This window comes from Priestia sp. YIM B13486 (assembly GCF_042787865.1).
GTDB classification, from domain to species: domain Bacteria; phylum Bacillota; class Bacilli; order Bacillales; family Bacillaceae_H; genus Priestia; species Priestia megaterium.
This window is the reverse complement of record NZ_JBHZOZ010000009.1, coordinates 33,828-51,460: the sequence shown is the minus strand read 5'-3', so window position 1 is coordinate 51,460 and position 17,633 is coordinate 33,828. Positions and strand designations below refer to the sequence as shown.

The following is a 17,633-nucleotide window of genomic DNA, read 5'->3' as shown; positions in this document are numbered from 1 at the left end:
AAGTTTCAGCTTATGGATCTCATTTCTTCGTCTTTAGATTGAATTAATTTTGTATGTCTTAATCTCTTTTGGACAGAAAAGAAGAACCGAAATCAGCGCTTTTCTTAGGCTGTTTTCTTCTTTTATTAATGAGGTGCATGGCAAGAAGGAAAAAGAAAAAAGAAAAAACCAGAGTCAAAAGGGCGTGTTCAGGCATAAGATAATCCAACTCAAGCGAAATGCAAGTGGCATTTTTCTTGAGGAAAGAGTAACTAAAGAAAAGGAAGTGTTCGTATGTCTGGAAACGCTGGATGTGGATATGGATCTGGTTTTGCTTTATTAGTTGTATTATTTATTTTGTTAGTGATCATCGGCTGCAGCTGCTACGGCGGAGGCTTTGGCTGGTAATTCACTCATTTAAAAAGCCCTATAAGGGCTTTTTCTATGCTTATAAATAACGCTTTTTCCCGTTTTGATAAATGTTGACGTGAAAGCCATTCATTTCCCCGATATAGAGTTCAGAGGGTAAATCAGCTACTTGGATAGATGAAGTAATTTCTACAGTTTGATACCCCTTTGATTCTAGCGTAACGGTATGAAGTTTAGGCTTATTCATCATTTGTAAAAAAGGCTGTTCATCTTCAAAAAAAGCGCGCTTATCGATTGCCACTTCAAACGTAACAGGCTTTGAACGGTTATTTTCAAAGGAAAGCTTGCAATTTCCCGTTAATATGGTTTCTCTTTTATTAGTCTCGAATGTGCAGTTGCTGTTTTCAGCATCGTAAGAAACAGCATACATTCCTGACAACACGGTCTTTTGCATGACTTCAATCATACACCCAGGGCCAGAAGTAACGATGAATGCAGCTAAAATTGTTAATTTTAAACGATGACGGTTTAAACTTTTATAAAGTAAAAAAAGACTTATTAAAAGCATGATTGCCCACGCATTGTTAGCATAATAGAATCCCGTCATTGTTTCTTCATCTCCATAGAGGGGAAGACCTAAAAGAGAAAAGACAGAATGACTGAGCGGCGTTGAATTAGGAAAAGGGATGTTTAAAATAAAAACAGCTAGTAAAAAGGTGAGTCCTTTTATCAAAAGTGATCGTTCACGAATCATGTTGTTCCTCCTTAGCTATAAATCACGTATCATTATATACTATTATTATCTTATTTTGTAATTAATGGTTATTTGGATGCGCCTGGAGGGAAGATGTATGAAAACTTTTTTATTAGTTAGGCATTGTGAAGCAGAAGGGCAAGAAGCAAAAGCATCACTGACGGAACAAGGCATACAGCAAGCCCAGCAGTTAATGGATTATTTGAACAAGCTGAGTTATCCCATTGATAAAATTATTTCAAGTCCGTACAAACGAGCCGTTCAAACAATTGAACCTTATGCAAAAGATACCGGTCTGCCTCTTCATATAGATCAAAGGCTAGAAGAAAGGCGTTTAAGCGGACAGCCTCTTTTCAACTGGATAGAAGTATTGAAAAGAACTTTTGATGACATAGACTTTAAGGTAGACGGAGGAGAATCGACCAAAGAAGCCACGGTACGTGTTTTAGAGCTGTTTAAAGAAGTAATGAATGAAAAACAGAAAACGACTCTGTTTGTTACGCACGGCAATTTGATGACGTTAATCCTCAGATATTTTGATCCGAAATTTGGCTTTGGTGAATGGTCGCGTTTAACAAATCCCGATGTATATCAAATCGATTTCCAAAAGAAGAACGTTTCCATTACAAGGCTTTGGAATGAGCAGAAAACAAATTAATGAAATAAAAGATTTTTTGTGCATTTGTGCAGATGATAAGTTTAGCTCAATATAAAAACCTTCTGCCGCATCACAATCCAGAAATGTTGGTAGCCTCAAAGCTGCCCCGTAGGCTTTTAGCAGATACATAATTAGGATAAAGCCTGTCTTAGAACAGAAACTTGCTATTTCTAAATTGATATGTTACACTAAAGTTAATTATTTTTGTTCGGTATGAAATTGAAAGAAGAGAAATATTCTTCAATAGAAATTTTTATCTGGAAATAGTACGATTGAGCAAGGGTAGTAATATATGCGTGGATTAATTCCACCACTGGAGGAAATAGTATGACTGAAGGTACAGTAAAATGGTTTAATGCAGAAAAAGGTTTCGGTTTCATCGAAATTGAAGGCGGAGAAGATGTATTCGTACATTTCAGCGCAATTCAAGGCGACGGATTCAAATCTTTAGACGAAGGTCAAAAAGTGACTTTCGACATCGAGCAAGGTCAACGCGGTGCACAAGCTGCTAACGTTGTAAAAGCATAATTTTATGCAATCCAAAAAAGACTCCGACTTTGGACGGGGTCTTTTTTTATTGTAGCAAACACGCAGGTAACGGAGGAATACGTATGAGTAAAGCAAAAGGTAAAGGCGGCACGGGGCGAGGCACCGGCAAAAAAGGGTGGAACCGCTGGCAGGCGAGTGCAAAAAAGAAGAAAAATGCAAAGCCTTATAAAAGCAAGGGAACAAAAAATGCTGATAAGCCGGAAGGCAACTAATCCTATATGCGCAGTATCATCTGCAACTTCGACTTACTCTGCTTGAGTAAGTTTATTTCATATGGAATTATTTTTTTATTGCTTTTTTGACAGATTGCTGTCACTATATGAAATAATAAAGTGATTTGTGTGAATTTTCTATAAAAATTGATTTTTTTTGCAACCACTTTCATATTTCGACAACCTTTTTGATTTTTATCGGTTATACTTCTTTATAATAGATTATAGAAAGATGCAGGGGAGCATAAAGTGAGAGAGGAAAGCGACAGTTTACTCTGTACGCTTTTTACGTTTCTGGACCGTATTGCAGTAGCGTCGTAACAAGTAGATCATGCATCAGTTTAGAACACATCAAAACTCAACTAAGTGTAACGGGGGGATATGAGTGAGCGTAGGCATCGTAATTGAAAAAGTTCAAAATTATGCTATGTTAGAAGATCATGTTTTGGTTGAAATGGTTCACAGCGGAGATGAAAAATCATTGGAGTATTTAATCAACAAGTATCAAAATCTTGTGAGGGGTAAAGCAAGAAAATACTTTTTGATTGGTGCTGAAAAAGAAGATATTGTCCAAGAAGGAATGATTGGACTGTACAAAGCAATTCGCGACTTTAATGAAGACAAGCTAACATCGTTTAAAGGGTTTGCGGAGTTATGTATCACAAGACAAATCATTACGGCGATTAAAACGGCTACTCGTCAAAAGCACGGTCCGTTAAATTCGTACATTTCATTGGACAAGCCTCTGTATGATGAAGAATCAAATTATACGCTGATGGATATGATTCCTGGCGATCAAATTGCTAATCCGGAAGCGGTGCTGATTCATCAAGAAAAAGTGGAAGACCGCGAGTTAAAAATTGCGGAAACACTTAGTGAATTGGAAAGAAAAGCATTGACGCTGTATATGGACGGCCATTCATACGCTGAAATTTCGAAAGAATTAAACACGCACGTCAAGTCAATTGACAACGCGCTGCAGCGTATCAAAAGAAAGTTAGGTCGAGACGTAGAAAGCAGACAAGCTATTTCATAATAGGTAAAAAACAGCCGGACCTCAAAGGGGTTTCGGCTCTTTTTCACGGTCTTTTAAAATGTCTTGAATAATTTCAATATGAACAGAAGCCCACGATTGTTCACGGAAATGAAGAAACACGCTTGGAATGAGAATAAAAACATACAGCACCACAAAAATGATCCAAAGCCAGCTGCCGTCTTTAAATAAAAATTGCTGCAGCCGCTGCGAAAATAAAAAAAAGAGCCAAGGCAAAGCAGAAACAAGGATGGGAATGACGCCGGAGCCGTTTTTTTCTTTAGTCATTCGGTAATACACTTTTCGCAAAATAGCGCTGTCTAGCGTAAGGTAAAGCTGCCGGATTTCTTCCATTTCCGCTAATTCATCAATTTCTTCTGCGTTTTGGTTTTGATGAGCTGCTTTTTTCAGTTTAAGGTAGACTTTATGAGCATCGCCGCGCAGTGAAAACATATACCAGCCTCCCGCATATTGTTTCGTCTTCTTTAACAGAGTTTGCAGGTGCATGTAAATATATACAAAAAGTTTCGTGATACGAAAGAATAAGAAAAAAGAAGTGAAAGCGTAAATCATTAGTAGAAAGTAAGAGAAAATAGCTGATTTTCGCCCTTTTTAGGCGCCTTTACACATCAAGTAGCAGCACATATACTAATAAAAGAACAATTAGTTACCTAGGTAAATAAAATGAAAGGTGAGGTGGGAAAAGTGAATAACTTGGTGTTTCATGAGCTTCATCAAAAGTCGAGATTGTCTATTAAAGAAGTAAATGAAGTGTTAAAAGCGTACGGGCTATACAGCTCACAGTATTCAATTTTATTTTGTTTAAAGCGATTCGGCTCGATGACGCAAACGGAGATTTGGCAGTATTTAAATGTCGAAGCGCCAACGGTGACCCGAACGTTAACAAGGCTTGAAAAAAGCGGATGGATCGTTCGAAAAGCAGGCAGTGATAAACGAGAGCGCATCGTTTATTTATCTCCTCAAGCGAAGAAAAAACTTCCGGAAATCCAGCAAGAAATTGAACGTTTGGAAGAAAATTTGCTGATTGCTTTATCCGACAGCGAACAAGATCAGCTTATTTCGTTATTAAAGAAAATTTGTAAATCTACAGAAAAGGGTGAAATGAATGACGAACCAGCAGGAGCCAATCTGGACTAAAAGCTTTATCAGTATTGCGATTACTAACTTTTTTATTTTTGTCGTGTTTTATGCATTGCTGACGCTGCTGCCGATTTATGTATTAGACGCCTTAGACGGCACGAGTACGCAGGCAGGGCTTGTTGTTACTATCTTTTTATTATCTGCGATTATTGTTAGACCATTCTCAGGGAAAGTCATTGAAAACATTGGAAAGAAAAAAACGCTTGTATTTAGTACCCTCATTTTTGCGCTTTCTTCCTTCTTATATATGTTCATCCACCATTTTAACGTGCTTTTATTACTGCGCTTCTTTCAAGGGATTTCATTCAGCTTAGCAACAACCGTCACCGGAGCGATTGCAGCGGATTTAGTTCCCGCTAAACGACGAGGAGAAGGGCTTGGCTACTTCGGAATGTCAATGAACTTAGCCGTTGTTGCAGGGCCGTTTTTAGCACTAACGCTTCATCAATACATGGCATACAACATTATTTTTCTTGTATTTGGCGTGATTATGCTCGTTGGCTGGCTGTGCGGAATGATGGTCAAAAATCTTCAAGAAAACGCTGCTCCGTCAGTAAAGAAATCATTTTCACTGAGCGATTTGTTTGAAAAGAAATCCATGCCGATTTCATCTGTAGGTATTCTCGTTTCTTTTTCGTATGCAAGTATTATTTCTTTTATTTCTGTGTACGCACAGTCGCTTGGATTGATTAAAACAGCAAGCTTTTTCTTTGTCGTGTTCGCAGCTGCGATGCTGATTTCACGACCGTTTACAGGAAGATTATTTGATAAATCTGGCCCAAACATTGTGATTATTCCATCATGTATTGTCTTTGCGATTGGTCTATTTAGCTTAAGCCTTACACATTCTTCTTGGATGCTGCTGTTTTCAGGTGCATTAGTAGGACTAGGCTATGGAACGCTTCTTCCTAGCTTCCAAACGCTTGCGATTCAAGCGGCGCCTGCTCACCGAAGCGCATATGCAACTGCTACATTCTTTACGTTTTATGATAGCGGTATTGCGGTTGGTTCATTTGTATTAGGAATTGCAGCAGGTGCTTTAGGGTATTCAAAACTGTACTTTGCGCTTGGTATTTTTGTTCTTTTGATTACACTTTACTACAAGTGGATTGCAAATTTACGTCAAAAACAAAAAGCAGCAAATATCCAGGTGGGCATGAAATAAAAAAGCTCGGCGTAATATGCGCCGAGTTTTTTTCTGGATTTTTTACAGGACTTTGGAAGGGAAGCATATTTAAGTCAAAAGGTACTAGCCAATTCCTATCCATCTGCACCATACTTTAACAGAGGAACCATTTACATATAAAACTTCTTGGATGAAATAAAAAACAAAGGAGAACAAAGATGAAAGTAATGAAACCTCTTATGGTCACAGCGTTAGGGCTTAGTCTTGCCACTTTTTATGAAGGCGCTTTTCCTGCAGAAAAAGCTGTGCAAGTACAGGCTGCAACAGATGAAAACGTGATTGCTGACAAAGCAAAAACGTATGAAGGAGCGGATTATACGTCTGGAGGAGAGACGCTAAGCGAAGGGTTTGACAGCTCTGGCTTCGTTCAATATGTGTTTAAGCAAGCGCTCGATACAACGCTTCCTCGTTCCGTGAAAGAACAGTCAGAGCTTGGAACAGATATCGATAAAAACGAGCTGCAGGCAGGCGATGTATTGTTTTTTGACACGGATGAAAACGGTGAAGTGAACGTAGCCGCTATTTATATCGGAGACGATGAAATGATTTATGCATCTTCTTCAGATGGAAAAGTTGTGGTGAAAAACATTTCAAGTAGCGCGTATTGGTCATCACATTTCACCAAAGCAAAGCGCATTACAGGAGCACCGGAAATTGCAAAAGATAATGAAGTCATTGCAGAAGCATTAAAACATCTCGGTACACCATATGTATTCGGAGGCGAGTCGCCAACGGACGGCTTTGACTGTTCTGCATTTGTTGCATATGTATTTCAACACGCATCGGACGTGTACCTTCCGAGATCAACCGATCAGCAGTGGCAAGTTGGAGAAGAAGTTGCTCGCACAGATTTAAAGCCAGGAGACGTTATCTTTTTTAAAGATACGTATCGTGAAGGGATTTCACACGTCGGCATCTACGCAGGCGGCAATCAGTTTATTCATGCCAAGCGCAGCGAAAATGTGACGGTGGATTACCTGACAAGCAGCTACTGGACGTCTAAGTACGCAGGAGCAAGACGCTACGATGACTTATCGCTGTCAAAAGACAATCCATTTGTGACGGAATCTCTTAAATATGTAGGAGAAGTACCTTACGCACAAGGTGGGACAAGTCCTTCTACAGGCTTTGATACGGCTGGTTTTGTTCAATACATTTACAAAGAAGCAGCTGGAAAAGACATTCCGCGCTATGCGAGTCAGCAGTGGGAAACAGGAGAAACCATTTCAAAATCTGACTTGAAGCCAGGAGATCTCGTCTTTTTTGAAGGAAGTTCGCTTATTCCATCTATCTATATTGGAAATGATTACGTCGTTCACGTATCTACATCTGAGGGCGTGAAAATTACAAACTATAAAGTAGACAGCTACTGGGCGCCTAAATACTACGGAGCAAAGCGCATGCCATAAAGGTAAAAACCAAGACAGTCTGGGGCTGTCTTGGTTTTTTAATAGGTAGCCAATTGTTTTTGTATGTCTTTGATTCGCTCTAGCGTTATCCCTTCCCGCTGCTCGACGGCTAAAGGGTGATTCGTTGGCTCTAACTCGATGAGCGGTCTTGTTCCAACAGATCTTGTATGCACATTTGTTTTTAAATTTAACGTTTCCGGATAGCCTGGAATTGAAACTGAAAACCAGCCGAAATAAGGCGGTTCATTTTCTCTTTTGTCACTTTCCCATAAATCTATCATTCGATGAAAATTTTCTTCGCTTAAAGAAACCCATATGTTCCAAGTGAAAAATTTTTCTTCATTAAAAACAGGAATTTCAACACAGCCTCTTACGAAAAAATGTTCTTGATTCATGATACAAATCTCTGAATATAGTTCAAAGTCGTTTTGTCTTTCATCGTCTGACGCGTCATAATAGTAAAAAGGAGCTTCACTTGTATAGCTCATAGGCAAAGCAGGCTGAGGGTGTTCACAGGTTAAGTCTTTATAGTGAAGTTTGTTCGTTTTCTTCTTGCCGTATAGTTTTCTTCTTCGCATATTATTTTAGACTCCTCAGATAAAAGTATCTTCATTATAATACAAAAAAATGACTGTTTAAGCGTATAATGTGTAAAAAAGTTTGATCCCCCGTATCTTTTGAACTTCCTTTAATCGTTTAGTAAATAGAGAGTGCAAAAGGAGTGAAAATCATGTCACATTCAAAAAAAATCGAAACACAAACAGAAAGCTTTGACGATGCATGCTGGAACGAGCATTACCCAAAATTGCAGCAGTACTGCCGCTTTTTAGCGCAAAATGCGTGGGACGGAGACGATATTGCCCAAGAAACGTTTTTAAAAGCTCAGCGATATAAAGGTGAAGAGCACAATCTGTCTTCCGCGCTGTTAAATAAAATTGCGTATCATCACTGGATTGATCTGCTGAGAAAACGAAAGCGTGAAGTAATAGCTGAAGAAAAAGGTTTGGAGCAGCAGGCCGACAAGCATACGTTTGATAGTAAGGAACACTCGGTCGAGCTGCTGCTTAGTCAGTTTACGCCGAAGCAAGCGGTTATCTTTTTCTTAAAAGAAGGCTTTCGCTATCAGCTAAAAGAAATAGCGTTGATTTTACAAACGTCAGAAACAGCGGTGAAAAGCAATTTACATCGTGCTAAGCAGCGGTTAGAAAAAGACGGGGAGCCATTTTCCACAGATTCTTTTTGGAATGAAAAAGAACGAAAAGAGCTGTCAGAGCTTTTTTATAAGACGCTAGAAGCTCAGGATCCAGCACTTTTGATTCAGGCTTTGCCTTCCTTAAAAAATGTCATTCAAAAACCAACGTATACTCCGACGTGCACTCTCTGCATGGCTGCATAGCCGTATTACGTGTGATAAGGAGGATATATATGAGCACGATTCCATATGTAATTGAACAAAGTAACCGCGGTGAACGTTCGTATGATATTTATTCGAGGCTGTTAAAAGACCGAATTATTTTAATTGGTGATGAAATCAATGATCATATTGCCAACAGCGTGGTCGCACAGCTCTTATTTCTTGCGGCAGATGATCCTAAAAAAGATATTTCACTTTACATTAACAGCCCTGGAGGTTCGACTTCAGCAGGGTTTGCGATTTATGATACGATGCAGTATATCGAACCGGATGTTCAAACGATTTGCACGGGCATGGCTGCTTCTTTTGGCGCACTGCTTCTCCTAGCAGGAGCAAAAGGAAAGCGCTATGCATTGCCGAATAGTGAAGTTATGATTCATCAGCCGCTAGGAGGGGCTAGAGGACAGGCGACTGAAATTGAAATTAGCGCTCGCCGAATTTTAAAGCTCAAGCAGCATATTAATGAAATCATATCAACACGAACGGGACAGCCGGTTGAAAAAGTGGCACATGATACGGAACGAGATTATTTTATGAGTGCTGAAGAAGCAAAGACTTACGGAATTATTGACGGTATTCTGTTGCCAAAATAAAGAGATACCAAGTAAGCATAGACGGCAGCGTCTATGCTTACTTTCTATAAAAATAAGAAAAAAGACCTTAGTATTATCTTTATTTTTCTTGAAAAGGTAGGTATTATATAAAATATAACAGATTTTAGAAAGAAGGTTTTACACATGCAAGAAGTAATTGGAGTAGAGCAGCGGTCTCTGTTTCAAAAAGTATTAGTAACATTTATTTTTTCGTTATTTATTTCCACAGTTGGCTTATACGTAGGTCAATATGTGCCGCCGGCTTATTTTATTCCATTAGCGATTGCTGAGCTTGTGATGCTGGTTGCGGCATTTATGTTACGAAAGAAAAAAAGCGTAGGATACGGTTTTACATATGCGTTTTCATTTATATCAGGCATCACGCTCTTTCCAATTGTTAGCCACTATGCGTCAGTAGCGGGAGCACAAGTTGTTCTTTATGCGTTTGGAAGCACGTTCGTTATTTTTACGGTGATGGGTGTAATTGGCGCAAAAACGAAAAAAGATTTAGGATTTTTAGGCAGCTTTTTATTAGTAGCGCTGTTAGCACTAGTCTGTATCAGCATTTTCTCGTTGTTTAGTCCATTAACAACGCCTGGACTCATGGCATTCTCAGTGATTGGTACCATCGTTTTCTCACTTTACGTGCTGTATGATTTTAACAAAATGAAGCACGGTGAAATCACGGAAGAGCTTGTTCCGATTTTGGCACTGTCTTTGTATTTAGATTTTATTAATCTATTCATCAACTTGCTTCGCTTTTTCGGTATTTTAGGAAGCGATGATTAATAAGAAAAACCTGTTGTCACAACAGGTTTTTTCTTTTATTTATTCTCCGCCGTCTCCATCTCCATCCTCGCTAACGTCATCCTCTGTTTTTTCATAGTTTGGTCCGGTAGCGTAAGGTTCTTTAAAAAACTTGTCAAACCACGTGGAGCTTGTAGCGACCGCGCCGTTTTTAGCGTGAATAAATTCACTGATTGTATATATTTCAACGACTTGTTTTCGATATTTCCGAAATAAAAATGCGCTGGCAACAACGCCAATGCTGATGATTTTTAATGGTTTCTCTTATGGTTATTTTTGGTATTGTGTATTTATGATGAAAAACAAGCTGAGGAGAAGATCCAGTCTGAAAAGGAGGGTAAGTATGAACAAAGTAGCTATTACATCGTTATTATTTTTCTTACTAGCTGGTTGCAATCAAGAAAAGGTAAATGTATCTACACCTAATGATGAACAAGTTCCAGTGTCAGGAAGCATTGTGGTTAATGACAAAGAGTATGAAATGCGAGTAGGAGAATATGAATGGAACGGTGACGATGGTGCGCATATAACCAAAACAGATTCTTACTCACCAAAAGAGGTTGCTAAAGAATTTGATGACCTTACGCTAGAGAAAGATACCAGAGTTCAAATTCTACTAAAAAACAATCCAAAACTTACTGTCTATCAACTGAATCAAAACAACCAAAAAGAAAAAGTTACGATAAAAAATAATCGTATTGAAGTGTCTTCAAAGAGTGGTTACTATCTTTATGAAGTATCTGGGAAATGGCCTCATGGAAAGGCAACTTATTTATTTGATGTGAATGTAAAATAGCTAGCTAATTGCACATTGGTGAGCTATAGTAAATTGTTATACATGCACGAACCTAAAAGAAGTTCGTTTAGTGGTGCGAGCCTTTGAAAAAATGGTAGTATAGAGCAGGTACATAGCGAACGTAAATTTTTTGGAAGGATGCATGTTAGTGGTGAATTTTAACGAGTTTTTTACTATTTCTTCGTATGAAGTAATGGAGCATTTGAGTCGAAAAGAAAATGGAAAGAATATAGATGAATATGAAGTGATGTTGTATAACGAAAACGTCAGTCAAACAGAAAATGTGATGATTAAGTTTAAAAAGGTGAGCGATGAAATAGCAGTGGAAAAGGTCCAAACGTTCTCTTACTTTGATCAGCAGAGTCCCAAACATCCCTGTAAGATTTGCGGCAGTGAAGTGATGGTAAAAGAGAACTGCACTGAAGAACTAAATGTTTACGCACATAATTGTTCATTTAACTATGAAGAAATAGAGTGCTGTTTAAGAGAACTAGTACAAAATGAACTTTTACAGGATAGATTTACTCAAGAAGAATTCGACCGGAACTATGGAGTTAACTATCGTGATGACGCTAACCAGCAATACAGCTTTTACGATGCCCAGCAACGAAATACTTTTTATACCATCTTTAACGATAGTGTTTATCACACTTCTTACGCAGGACCACAAGAGCTGCGCTGTAAGTTTTGCGGGATGGATGAAGAGCTGCTTGTTGTAGACGGAGCTTTCTATCAAAAATGCGCTGTGCTAACTCCACATACAAATCAAATTATTAATATGATTGAAGCAAGAAAACAAAACGAACCAGACGTAACAAAACGTTGAGGAGAGAAAAGGGACCGAAGTCTCAGAAGAACATAAAAAAAGAAGCTTCCTTTTGAGCGAAAGGAAGCTTATCAAGTTTGTACCTATAGGGTTGAGTGGTGCATAATTAAATAGCTACCGGAATAACCGATGAATCATTAAAGTAAACAACTTCTGAAAGAATGGTGCAGCCTTTCAGGTTTTTGAGCTGAGAAAGGGCTTCTTCTTTGCTATCAAACTCGTACATTCTCATTTCACCTTTTCCTACATAACACGTAATTACATACATTTTAGAAGTACCTCCACGTATCATTTATCAATTTATTAATAAAAAGCCATAGCGGCTTTTCTTCCTATTAAAATAGCGTAAGTGCACCTGTGACAATAGCAAGGACAATTAGAACAAGAGACGTTAAAATGGCCCATTTAAATGCAAAGCGCTGATGTTCACCAAGATCAACACCTACCATACCTACAAGTAAGAAAGTAGACGCAACGAGCGGGCTTAACAGATGAACAGGTTGTCCGAGCACTGAAGCTCGCGCAATTTCCATCGGATCAATTCCGTAAGAAGCAGCTGTTTCAGCGAATATTGGTAAAACACCGAAGTAATAAGCGTCGTTACTCATCACGAATGTAAACGGCATGCTTGTTAAAGCAACGATTGTCGGTAAAAATGAACCGAGTGAATCAGGAACTAAATGAATTAACAGGCTTGCCATTTCATCAACCATTTTAGTGCCGGATAGTATTCCTGTAAAAATACCGGCTGCAAAAACAAGTGCTGCAACGGTCAGTGCGTTGCCTGCATGAGCCATTAAACGTTCTTTTTGATCCTCAAGTTTTGGATAGTTAATCATAAGAGCAAGCGCAAAGCCAATCATAAATAAAACAGAAACTGACCAAATGCCTGAAACCAATACGACCATGAGTGCAATGGTTAAAGCTAAGTTGATCCAGATTTTTTTAGGCTGTGTAATATCTTCTTGAGAAGTTAAAGATGCGTCTTCAGCAAACGCAAGCGAGCTTTTTAATTCAAACTGCTCGATGTCAATAGCACCAAGTCGTCTGCGCTCTTTTTTTCCAAGAATATAGCCTGTAAAAACAACCCACAAAGCTCCGCCAATTAGCGTTGGAAGAAGTGGAATAAAGAACTCTGATGCATCAAGGTGAAGGGCAACAATCGCACGAGTAGCCGGGCCTCCCCAAGGCGTCATGCTGCTCATAATACTAAGAGAAAGCATCGCAACTGTCGTTAACACTAACGGACTCATATTCAGGCGTTTATAAAGTGGAAGAAGAGCAGAAACCGTAATCATATAAGTGGTTGTACCGTCTCCGTCTAGTGCAACTAAAAGCGATAGAAGAGCCGTTCCGATGACGATTTTAAGCGGATCGCCTTTTACGATTTTTAACAGCTGCTTAATTAATGGATCAAACAGTCCGGCATCAATCATAACCCCAAAATATAAGATGGCGAACAGCAGCATCGCAGCTGACGGAGCTACTTGTTTTAGACCTTCTAGCATCATGTCTCCGACGCCTTTGCCAAACCCTCCAATCACCGCAAAAAGAAGTGGAATGACCATTAAAGCTACGATAGGAGACATCCTTTTTGACATAATGAGATACGTAAAGACAATAATCATTGTAAAACCTAGTAGTGCTAGCATTCAAACAACCTCCTTTATTTTCCCTCTTTTCTCTGAAAGCGTTTTCTTTTAGAGTAAAAAAACGTGACTAACATCTCTCATCCCCATGTATGAGCCGTAGTTTGATTATTAAGAATTTTTAAAGCCGCTCTTTACTCCCGCTGATGTTTCTTGTTTTCATGTTAGTACATTTTTAAAAATAAAGGAAATATAGGTTTTTTTAGAAAGTTCATAAAAAATTTTTATAATGGTAGTCTAGAAAAAAGCTTGGTCTAAAAGAGAGATTCTTCCAAGACGCAAACTTTTTAGCTTTGGCTTTATTTTTCACTTAGCTTTAAAAAGTCAATAAACGCTTTCACGACCGATAGATTCAAGTAAGAAGGATCATACATGAGCCACGTGTTTCGAAGCAAAGGTGATTCATCTCGGTACGAAAGTCCGTATGTATATAAGTTGTCGCTGGAGTGAAGGCAAATTTCAGGTAAAATGGCAAAGCCTAAATCATTTTTGACCATTTCTTTGGCCGTTTCTTGCCGGTCAACTTCCATTGCCACAAACGGAGGCTCTGAAAACTTGTCATGCCACCAGTCTTGAATGAGATCTTTTAATGACGTATCGGTTTTATAGTTAATATAAGGCAGGTTCGGCAAGTCGTCGATCGCAATCTCTTTTTTCGAAATTAAGCAGAGTCGTTCTTTCGTCAGCAGTGATTTTTCTCCGTTCCACGGGTAATTGCCTCGTAAAATACCAACGTGCACACGCGAAGAGTCTAATAGATTCATAACTTGCGTACTCCAGCCCGTATTGACGCTGAACTGTACATTTGGGTAGTGAAGAGAGAACTGCTTTAAAATTTTAGGAAGCTTATGCTGTGCAAAGTTACTCGATACCCCTAAGCGAAGCGTTCCCGTAACGGTTTCGCTCATATTACGCATGCTGTCTTTTGTTTCCTGCAGCTGTTTCCACATATTTTCCGCATAGCGAACAAGATGCTCACCTTCAGATGTAAACTCAATTCCTTTTTTCGTTTTGAAAAAAAGCGACACGCCAAATTCTTCTTCAAGATTTTTAAGGCGGTAGCTTAAAGAAGGCTGCGATACGTAGAGCCTTTCAGCCGTTCGCGTAATGTTCTTTTCTTCGTGAAGCGTTTTAATTAATATCCAATCTTTTTGATCCATCCCGATTCCCCCTTGTATTTAGATTATAAAAAAATTTTTAAAAAGACAATAAATTTTATGTATTTTACTTATGACCACCTCTATTATACGATAAATGGCAAATGAACCGGTTCTAAATAGTAAAAAAATAAAATGGTTTGATGAACGCCTCGGCGTTTGTTAGTAGGGGAGAAAGGTGATTAATATGACGCGTATTCCTGTAACGGTTATGAGAGGTGGAACAAGTAAAGGGGTTTTTATCAATCATGAAGAAATGCCTGTGAACAAATCGGATTGGGAACCGTTTTTGCTAGATATAATGGGAAGTCCGGATCAACGTCAAATTGACGGACTCGGCGGAGCTAATTCGCTGACAAGTAAAATCGCGATTATAAAAGAATCAGATCTAGAGAAAGCTGACGTAGATTACACGTTTGCGCAGGTTAGCATCAGCGAATCTCTCGTTGATTTTAAAGGAAACTGCGGCAATATCTCTTCAGCGGTCGGACCTTATGCAATCGAACAAGGACTTGTACAACCTGTGGAACCGGTGACCAAAGTGCGGATTTATAATACGAATACGAAAAAAGTAATCGTAGCGGAAGTAGAAGTAGAAAACGGAAAAGTGAAAACAGAAGGATCCTGTATGATTCCTGGAGTGCCGGGTACGGGTTCACCCATTTATCTTTCGTTTGAAAACGGAGAAGGAGCCGTTACTGGAAAACTGCTTCCGACCGGGAACGCTATCGATCTTCTGCAAACATCCATTGGGACGATAAAAGCATCAATTGTTGATGTAGGAAATCCGCTTGTATTTGTTAAAGCAGCGGATATTGGCCTAAAGGGAGCAGAACTTCCGCATGAATACACGGACAAACAGCTGAAGCTATTTGAAGAAATTCGCTCCATTGCAGCGGAAAAAGCGGGGCTCGCACCTCAAGACAAAGCAACTAAACTATCACCAGCGGTTCCAAAAATGACGATTATTTCTCCTCCTATGGACCATCGGGACGGGACTGGCAGAGAAAAAGCTGCTTCTCAAATGGACGTATTAATCCGCATGATGTCGATGCAAAAACCGCATCAAACGCTTGCGATTACAGGAGCAATTTGTACAACGGCGGCTATCTATACAAAAGGCACGCTTCCGTCAGAAATGGTTCAATTAAAAGATGATACCGTTCGACTTGCTCATCCAATGGGAATTATGGAAACCAGTGTGGATCTAAAAGATGGACAGGTTAACGGAATCAAAGTAGTGCGTACAGCCCGTCTTATTTTTGAAGGATTTGTTTATACGAAGCATACGTACGATGTATGTTTATCAAGTTAATAACGTTCTCTAAAAAACCTCTTTCTAGGAAACTAGGAAGAGCTTTTTTATGTTAGAATATTTTTACTGAAAAATGGAAAATCAGATGGAGGTGCAAAGAAAATGATTGAGCTATGTAAATATAGAGAAGTGCAGGAGTTTAAAAACCATGTAGAACCGCTTTTAGCGAAAAATGAAATTCTTCATAACTTAGCGCTTGGCATTTTACACAGCTTGCAGGAAAACAGCAAACCAAATTTTATGGGTGTTATTTTAAAAGACAGCCGTGCTGCGCTTGTGTTGCTGCAAACCCATCCTAAGCAAATCATACTGTCTCAGATACAGCAGCTAACGGAGGTTGAACTAAGCGAAGCGGCAGAGCTGTTACAAGAAATCGACATACCGGGCTTAGTTGGAGAAAGACAAATGGTTTTATATCTTTCTCAAAAGCTAGCAGATTTAAAAAATCAAGAAGCTTCTTTAAAAATGGATCAGCGCATTTATCGGTTAGACAAAGTAAAAAAAGCTGCGGACGCTGACGGAGTGCTGGTAAAAGCAAGGTTGAAGCATCTTCCGCTCGTGACAGAATGGGTTTGGGAGTTTATGGGCGTCATTGGAGACCCTGTATCAAAAGAACAAGCTGCCAAAACAGGAGAAGCTTTTATTAAAGCAGGACGGTTATTTTTATGGGAAGTGAACGGTGAGTATGTGTCGATTGCCAATGCTACGCGTCCAACGGCCTATAACATTACGATTAACTTTGTATACACGCCTCAAAAAGAACGTAAAAAAGGCTATGCCTCAAGCTGTGTATCCACGCTTTCTCAGCTTATGCTAGACGAAGGATTTCAAACAACAAGTTTATACACAGACATGACAAATCCTACGTCTAACAAGATTTATATGGAGATTGGGTATGAACACGTAGCGGATTCAGCATTGGTTTTATTTCATGAAAAAAAGTAGCAGGCTGCCTGCTACTTTTTCTATTACTTAAGGTTTTTTAACTAAATTAACGTGATTTAACGTTTTGCTATCATCAAAAATGAATTCAAGATCATAGGCGCCGGCGTGATAGGTGTACTTCGTTTGAGTAGTACCATCACCTTTTACTTTGCCTGTAAAGTTCGGCTGACCTAATTCTTTCTTTAAGTTAGCTTGGGTGATGGAGCCTAGATTTGTTTGACGCTCTACATTTGTACCAAAATAGCGGATTTCGTTAATGACGTTATTTTGGTCATAGCCAAATGCGTATCCAGGGTGACCCATTTCCGCATGATAGTAGTCAAAGTTGTTTGATGAACCTTCAGGCGGCGGACCGAACTGATCGCGAACGTCTTGACGCAGTGTTTTGCCAATTTTGAAGTCTGCCGTTAAGCGTGGCACTTCACCTTTTACTGCGGCGTTGTAAATTTCATTAATGTTTTTTACAGCTGTTTGACTTTGACTGCTTGTTTCTTGAGATGTAGCTGCATGTGCTGGTGTATCAAGCTGAGCGACAGGAGCAAATCCAAACGCAGCAATTCCTGTAATCGTTGCAGCCCCCGCTGCTTTTGATAGTCGTTGTTTCATTTTCATGATTTTTTCCTCCTATAAATAACGATTTAGAAACTTCAGTCTACCTAAAAGAACAGGTAGGCCAGAATAATCAAGGAGTCTTAGTTGAGTTGGTAACTGATATATATAATGTAACACGTCTTTTAGAATGTAAACGTCAGATAAAGTAAAAAGCAAAAAACGATTCATTTATCATAGGTGAAAAGATTGGTTTATATTCCTTTATTAGG

General features: G+C 39.1%; 22 protein-coding genes. 15 read left to right on the top strand and 7 right to left on the bottom strand.

Annotated elements, in window-relative coordinates:
- The first annotated feature begins 273 nt into the window (after window positions 1-273).
- Window positions 274-387, top strand: a complete 114-nt coding sequence (locus ACFX4G_RS20740; protein ID WP_080781593.1) for a YjcZ family sporulation protein — start codon at window positions 274-276, stop codon at window positions 385-387.
- Between the two features lie 40 nt (window positions 388-427).
- Here ACFX4G_RS20740 and ACFX4G_RS20735 read toward each other — a convergent pair whose 3' ends face one another.
- Window positions 428-1,102 carry a hypothetical protein gene (locus tag ACFX4G_RS20735; RefSeq protein WP_230184430.1) on the bottom strand — a complete coding sequence of 225 codons (675 nt, stop codon included), beginning with the start codon at window positions 1,100-1,102 and terminating at the stop codon, window positions 428-430.
- Between the two features lie 97 nt (window positions 1,103-1,199).
- Here ACFX4G_RS20735 and ACFX4G_RS20730 point away from each other — a divergent pair, with 97 nt between their 5' ends.
- From ACFX4G_RS20730 to sigH, 4 genes are all read left to right on the top strand, one after another.
- Window positions 1,200-1,760 carry a histidine phosphatase family protein gene (locus ACFX4G_RS20730; protein WP_230184429.1) on the top strand — a complete coding sequence of 187 codons (561 nt, stop codon included), beginning with the start codon at window positions 1,200-1,202 and terminating at the stop codon, window positions 1,758-1,760.
- 327 nt (window positions 1,761-2,087) lie between these two features.
- Complete coding sequence (locus ACFX4G_RS20725) at window positions 2,088-2,288, top strand: cold-shock protein (RefSeq protein WP_013058502.1); 201 nt, start codon at window positions 2,088-2,090, stop codon at window positions 2,286-2,288.
- Window positions 2,289-2,365: 77 nt separating this feature from the next.
- Entirely contained in the window at window positions 2,366-2,521 is a 156-nt protein-coding gene (locus ACFX4G_RS20720; RefSeq protein WP_162837669.1) for a DUF3934 family protein, read from the top strand.
- Window positions 2,522-2,906: 385 nt separating this feature from the next.
- Entirely contained in the window at window positions 2,907-3,557 is a 651-nt protein-coding gene (gene sigH / locus ACFX4G_RS20715) for an RNA polymerase sporulation sigma factor SigH (RefSeq protein ID WP_013058500.1), read from the top strand.
- A gap of 21 nt (window positions 3,558-3,578) precedes the next feature.
- Here sigH and ACFX4G_RS20710 read toward each other — a convergent pair whose 3' ends face one another.
- A complete protein-coding gene (locus ACFX4G_RS20710) occupies window positions 3,579-4,007 on the bottom strand; it encodes a hypothetical protein (RefSeq protein WP_230184428.1) in 429 nt (142 codons plus the stop codon).
- A gap of 252 nt (window positions 4,008-4,259) precedes the next feature.
- Here ACFX4G_RS20710 and ACFX4G_RS20705 point away from each other — a divergent pair, with 252 nt between their 5' ends.
- From ACFX4G_RS20705 to ACFX4G_RS20695, 3 genes are all read left to right on the top strand, one after another.
- Complete coding sequence (locus ACFX4G_RS20705; protein WP_013058498.1) at window positions 4,260-4,712, top strand: MarR family winged helix-turn-helix transcriptional regulator; 453 nt, start codon at window positions 4,260-4,262, stop codon at window positions 4,710-4,712.
- Window positions 4,681-5,880, top strand: coding sequence for an MFS transporter (locus tag ACFX4G_RS20700; protein WP_195782217.1), 1,200 nt, complete (start codon window positions 4,681-4,683; stop codon window positions 5,878-5,880). Before ACFX4G_RS20705 ends, ACFX4G_RS20700 begins: the two co-directional genes overlap by 32 nt.
- Window positions 5,881-6,059: 179 nt before the next feature.
- On the top strand, window positions 6,060-7,310 hold the full coding sequence (locus tag ACFX4G_RS20695) for a C40 family peptidase (protein ID WP_377576556.1): 1,251 nt from the start codon (window positions 6,060-6,062) through the stop codon (window positions 7,308-7,310).
- 38 nt (window positions 7,311-7,348) lie between these two features.
- Here ACFX4G_RS20695 and ACFX4G_RS20690 read toward each other — a convergent pair whose 3' ends face one another.
- Window positions 7,349-7,888 carry a DUF2199 domain-containing protein gene (locus ACFX4G_RS20690; protein ID WP_097823130.1) on the bottom strand — a complete coding sequence of 180 codons (540 nt, stop codon included), beginning with the start codon at window positions 7,886-7,888 and terminating at the stop codon, window positions 7,349-7,351.
- Window positions 7,889-8,040: 152 nt separating this feature from the next.
- Between ACFX4G_RS20690 and ACFX4G_RS20685 the strand changes: the two genes are divergently transcribed.
- The 5 genes from ACFX4G_RS20685 to ACFX4G_RS20665 all read left to right on the top strand — a co-directional run bounded on the left by ACFX4G_RS20685 (window position 8,041) and on the right by ACFX4G_RS20665 (window position 11,746).
- On the top strand, window positions 8,041-8,706 hold the full coding sequence (locus ACFX4G_RS20685) for a sigma-70 family RNA polymerase sigma factor (protein WP_377576553.1): 666 nt from the start codon (window positions 8,041-8,043) through the stop codon (window positions 8,704-8,706).
- Between the two features lie 29 nt (window positions 8,707-8,735).
- On the top strand, window positions 8,736-9,317 hold the full coding sequence (clpP, locus tag ACFX4G_RS20680; protein ID WP_060747225.1) for an ATP-dependent Clp endopeptidase proteolytic subunit ClpP: 582 nt from the start codon (window positions 8,736-8,738) through the stop codon (window positions 9,315-9,317).
- A gap of 144 nt (window positions 9,318-9,461) precedes the next feature.
- Window positions 9,462-10,106, top strand: a complete 645-nt coding sequence (locus ACFX4G_RS20675; RefSeq protein ID WP_013058492.1) for a Bax inhibitor-1/YccA family protein — start codon at window positions 9,462-9,464, stop codon at window positions 10,104-10,106.
- 361 nt (window positions 10,107-10,467) lie between these two features.
- Window positions 10,468-10,920: a hypothetical protein gene (locus ACFX4G_RS20670; protein WP_230184425.1), complete on the top strand. Its 453-nt coding sequence runs from the start codon at window positions 10,468-10,470 to the stop codon at window positions 10,918-10,920.
- 142 nt (window positions 10,921-11,062) lie between these two features.
- Window positions 11,063-11,746: a hypothetical protein gene (locus tag ACFX4G_RS20665; protein ID WP_377576548.1), complete on the top strand. Its 684-nt coding sequence runs from the start codon at window positions 11,063-11,065 to the stop codon at window positions 11,744-11,746.
- Window positions 11,747-11,852: 106 nt separating this feature from the next.
- On the opposite strand, the gene ACFX4G_RS20660 is transcribed toward ACFX4G_RS20665, so the two are convergent.
- The 3 genes from ACFX4G_RS20660 to ACFX4G_RS20650 all read right to left on the bottom strand — a co-directional run bounded on the left by ACFX4G_RS20660 (window position 11,853) and on the right by ACFX4G_RS20650 (window position 14,555).
- Entirely contained in the window at window positions 11,853-12,014 is a 162-nt protein-coding gene (locus ACFX4G_RS20660) for a hypothetical protein (RefSeq protein ID WP_165575905.1), read from the bottom strand.
- A gap of 67 nt (window positions 12,015-12,081) precedes the next feature.
- Window positions 12,082-13,398 carry a CitMHS family transporter gene (locus ACFX4G_RS20655; RefSeq protein ID WP_013084478.1) on the bottom strand — a complete coding sequence of 439 codons (1,317 nt, stop codon included), beginning with the start codon at window positions 13,396-13,398 and terminating at the stop codon, window positions 12,082-12,084.
- A gap of 296 nt (window positions 13,399-13,694) precedes the next feature.
- Entirely contained in the window at window positions 13,695-14,555 is an 861-nt protein-coding gene (locus ACFX4G_RS20650) for a LysR family transcriptional regulator (protein ID WP_025750019.1), read from the bottom strand.
- Window positions 14,556-14,739: 184 nt separating this feature from the next.
- Here ACFX4G_RS20650 and ACFX4G_RS20645 point away from each other — a divergent pair, with 184 nt between their 5' ends.
- Both ACFX4G_RS20645 and ACFX4G_RS20640 read left to right on the top strand, forming a co-directional pair.
- Entirely contained in the window at window positions 14,740-15,867 is a 1,128-nt protein-coding gene (locus ACFX4G_RS20645; RefSeq protein WP_097823126.1) for a 2-methylaconitate cis-trans isomerase PrpF family protein, read from the top strand.
- A gap of 102 nt (window positions 15,868-15,969) precedes the next feature.
- On the top strand, window positions 15,970-16,812 hold the full coding sequence (locus tag ACFX4G_RS20640) for a GNAT family N-acetyltransferase (protein WP_377576545.1): 843 nt from the start codon (window positions 15,970-15,972) through the stop codon (window positions 16,810-16,812).
- A gap of 27 nt (window positions 16,813-16,839) precedes the next feature.
- On the opposite strand, the gene ACFX4G_RS20635 is transcribed toward ACFX4G_RS20640, so the two are convergent.
- A complete protein-coding gene (locus ACFX4G_RS20635; protein WP_377576542.1) occupies window positions 16,840-17,424 on the bottom strand; it encodes a YjgB family protein in 585 nt (194 codons plus the stop codon).
- Window positions 17,425-17,633: the final 209 nt, after the last annotated feature.

Excerpts from the sequence above, each read along its gene's own strand:
- clpP (WP_060747225.1), top strand. The coding sequence starts at position 8,736 with ATGAGCACGATTCCATATGTAATTGAACAAAGTAACCGCGGTGAACGT.
- ACFX4G_RS20665 (WP_377576548.1), top strand. The coding sequence starts at position 11,063 with ATGTTAGTGGTGAATTTTAACGAGTTTTTTACTATTTCTTCGTATGAA.
- ACFX4G_RS20660 (WP_165575905.1), bottom strand. The coding sequence starts at position 12,014 with ATGTATGTAATTACGTGTTATGTAGGAAAAGGTGAAATGAGAATGTAC.
- ACFX4G_RS20740 (WP_080781593.1), top strand. The coding sequence starts at position 274 with ATGTCTGGAAACGCTGGATGTGGATATGGATCTGGTTTTGCTTTATTA.
- ACFX4G_RS20640 (WP_377576545.1), top strand. The coding sequence starts at position 15,970 with ATGATTGAGCTATGTAAATATAGAGAAGTGCAGGAGTTTAAAAACCAT.
- ACFX4G_RS20650 (WP_025750019.1), bottom strand. The coding sequence starts at position 14,555 with ATGGATCAAAAAGATTGGATATTAATTAAAACGCTTCACGAAGAAAAG.
- ACFX4G_RS20735 (WP_230184430.1), bottom strand. The coding sequence starts at position 1,102 with ATGATTCGTGAACGATCACTTTTGATAAAAGGACTCACCTTTTTACTA.
- ACFX4G_RS20675 (WP_013058492.1), top strand. The coding sequence starts at position 9,462 with ATGCAAGAAGTAATTGGAGTAGAGCAGCGGTCTCTGTTTCAAAAAGTA.
- ACFX4G_RS20685 (WP_377576553.1), top strand. The coding sequence starts at position 8,041 with ATGTCACATTCAAAAAAAATCGAAACACAAACAGAAAGCTTTGACGAT.
- ACFX4G_RS20645 (WP_097823126.1), top strand. The coding sequence starts at position 14,740 with ATGACGCGTATTCCTGTAACGGTTATGAGAGGTGGAACAAGTAAAGGG.
- ACFX4G_RS20710 (WP_230184428.1), bottom strand. The coding sequence starts at position 4,007 with ATGTTTTCACTGCGCGGCGATGCTCATAAAGTCTACCTTAAACTGAAA.
- ACFX4G_RS20655 (WP_013084478.1), bottom strand. The coding sequence starts at position 13,398 with ATGCTAGCACTACTAGGTTTTACAATGATTATTGTCTTTACGTATCTC.
- ACFX4G_RS20635 (WP_377576542.1), bottom strand. The coding sequence starts at position 17,424 with ATGAAAATGAAACAACGACTATCAAAAGCAGCGGGGGCTGCAACGATT.
- ACFX4G_RS20670 (WP_230184425.1), top strand. The coding sequence starts at position 10,468 with ATGAACAAAGTAGCTATTACATCGTTATTATTTTTCTTACTAGCTGGT.
- ACFX4G_RS20690 (WP_097823130.1), bottom strand. The coding sequence starts at position 7,888 with ATGCGAAGAAGAAAACTATACGGCAAGAAGAAAACGAACAAACTTCAC.
- ACFX4G_RS20730 (WP_230184429.1), top strand. The coding sequence starts at position 1,200 with ATGAAAACTTTTTTATTAGTTAGGCATTGTGAAGCAGAAGGGCAAGAA.
- ACFX4G_RS20725 (WP_013058502.1), top strand. The coding sequence starts at position 2,088 with ATGACTGAAGGTACAGTAAAATGGTTTAATGCAGAAAAAGGTTTCGGT.
- ACFX4G_RS20695 (WP_377576556.1), top strand. The coding sequence starts at position 6,060 with ATGAAAGTAATGAAACCTCTTATGGTCACAGCGTTAGGGCTTAGTCTT.
- ACFX4G_RS20700 (WP_195782217.1), top strand. The coding sequence starts at position 4,681 with ATGACGAACCAGCAGGAGCCAATCTGGACTAAAAGCTTTATCAGTATT.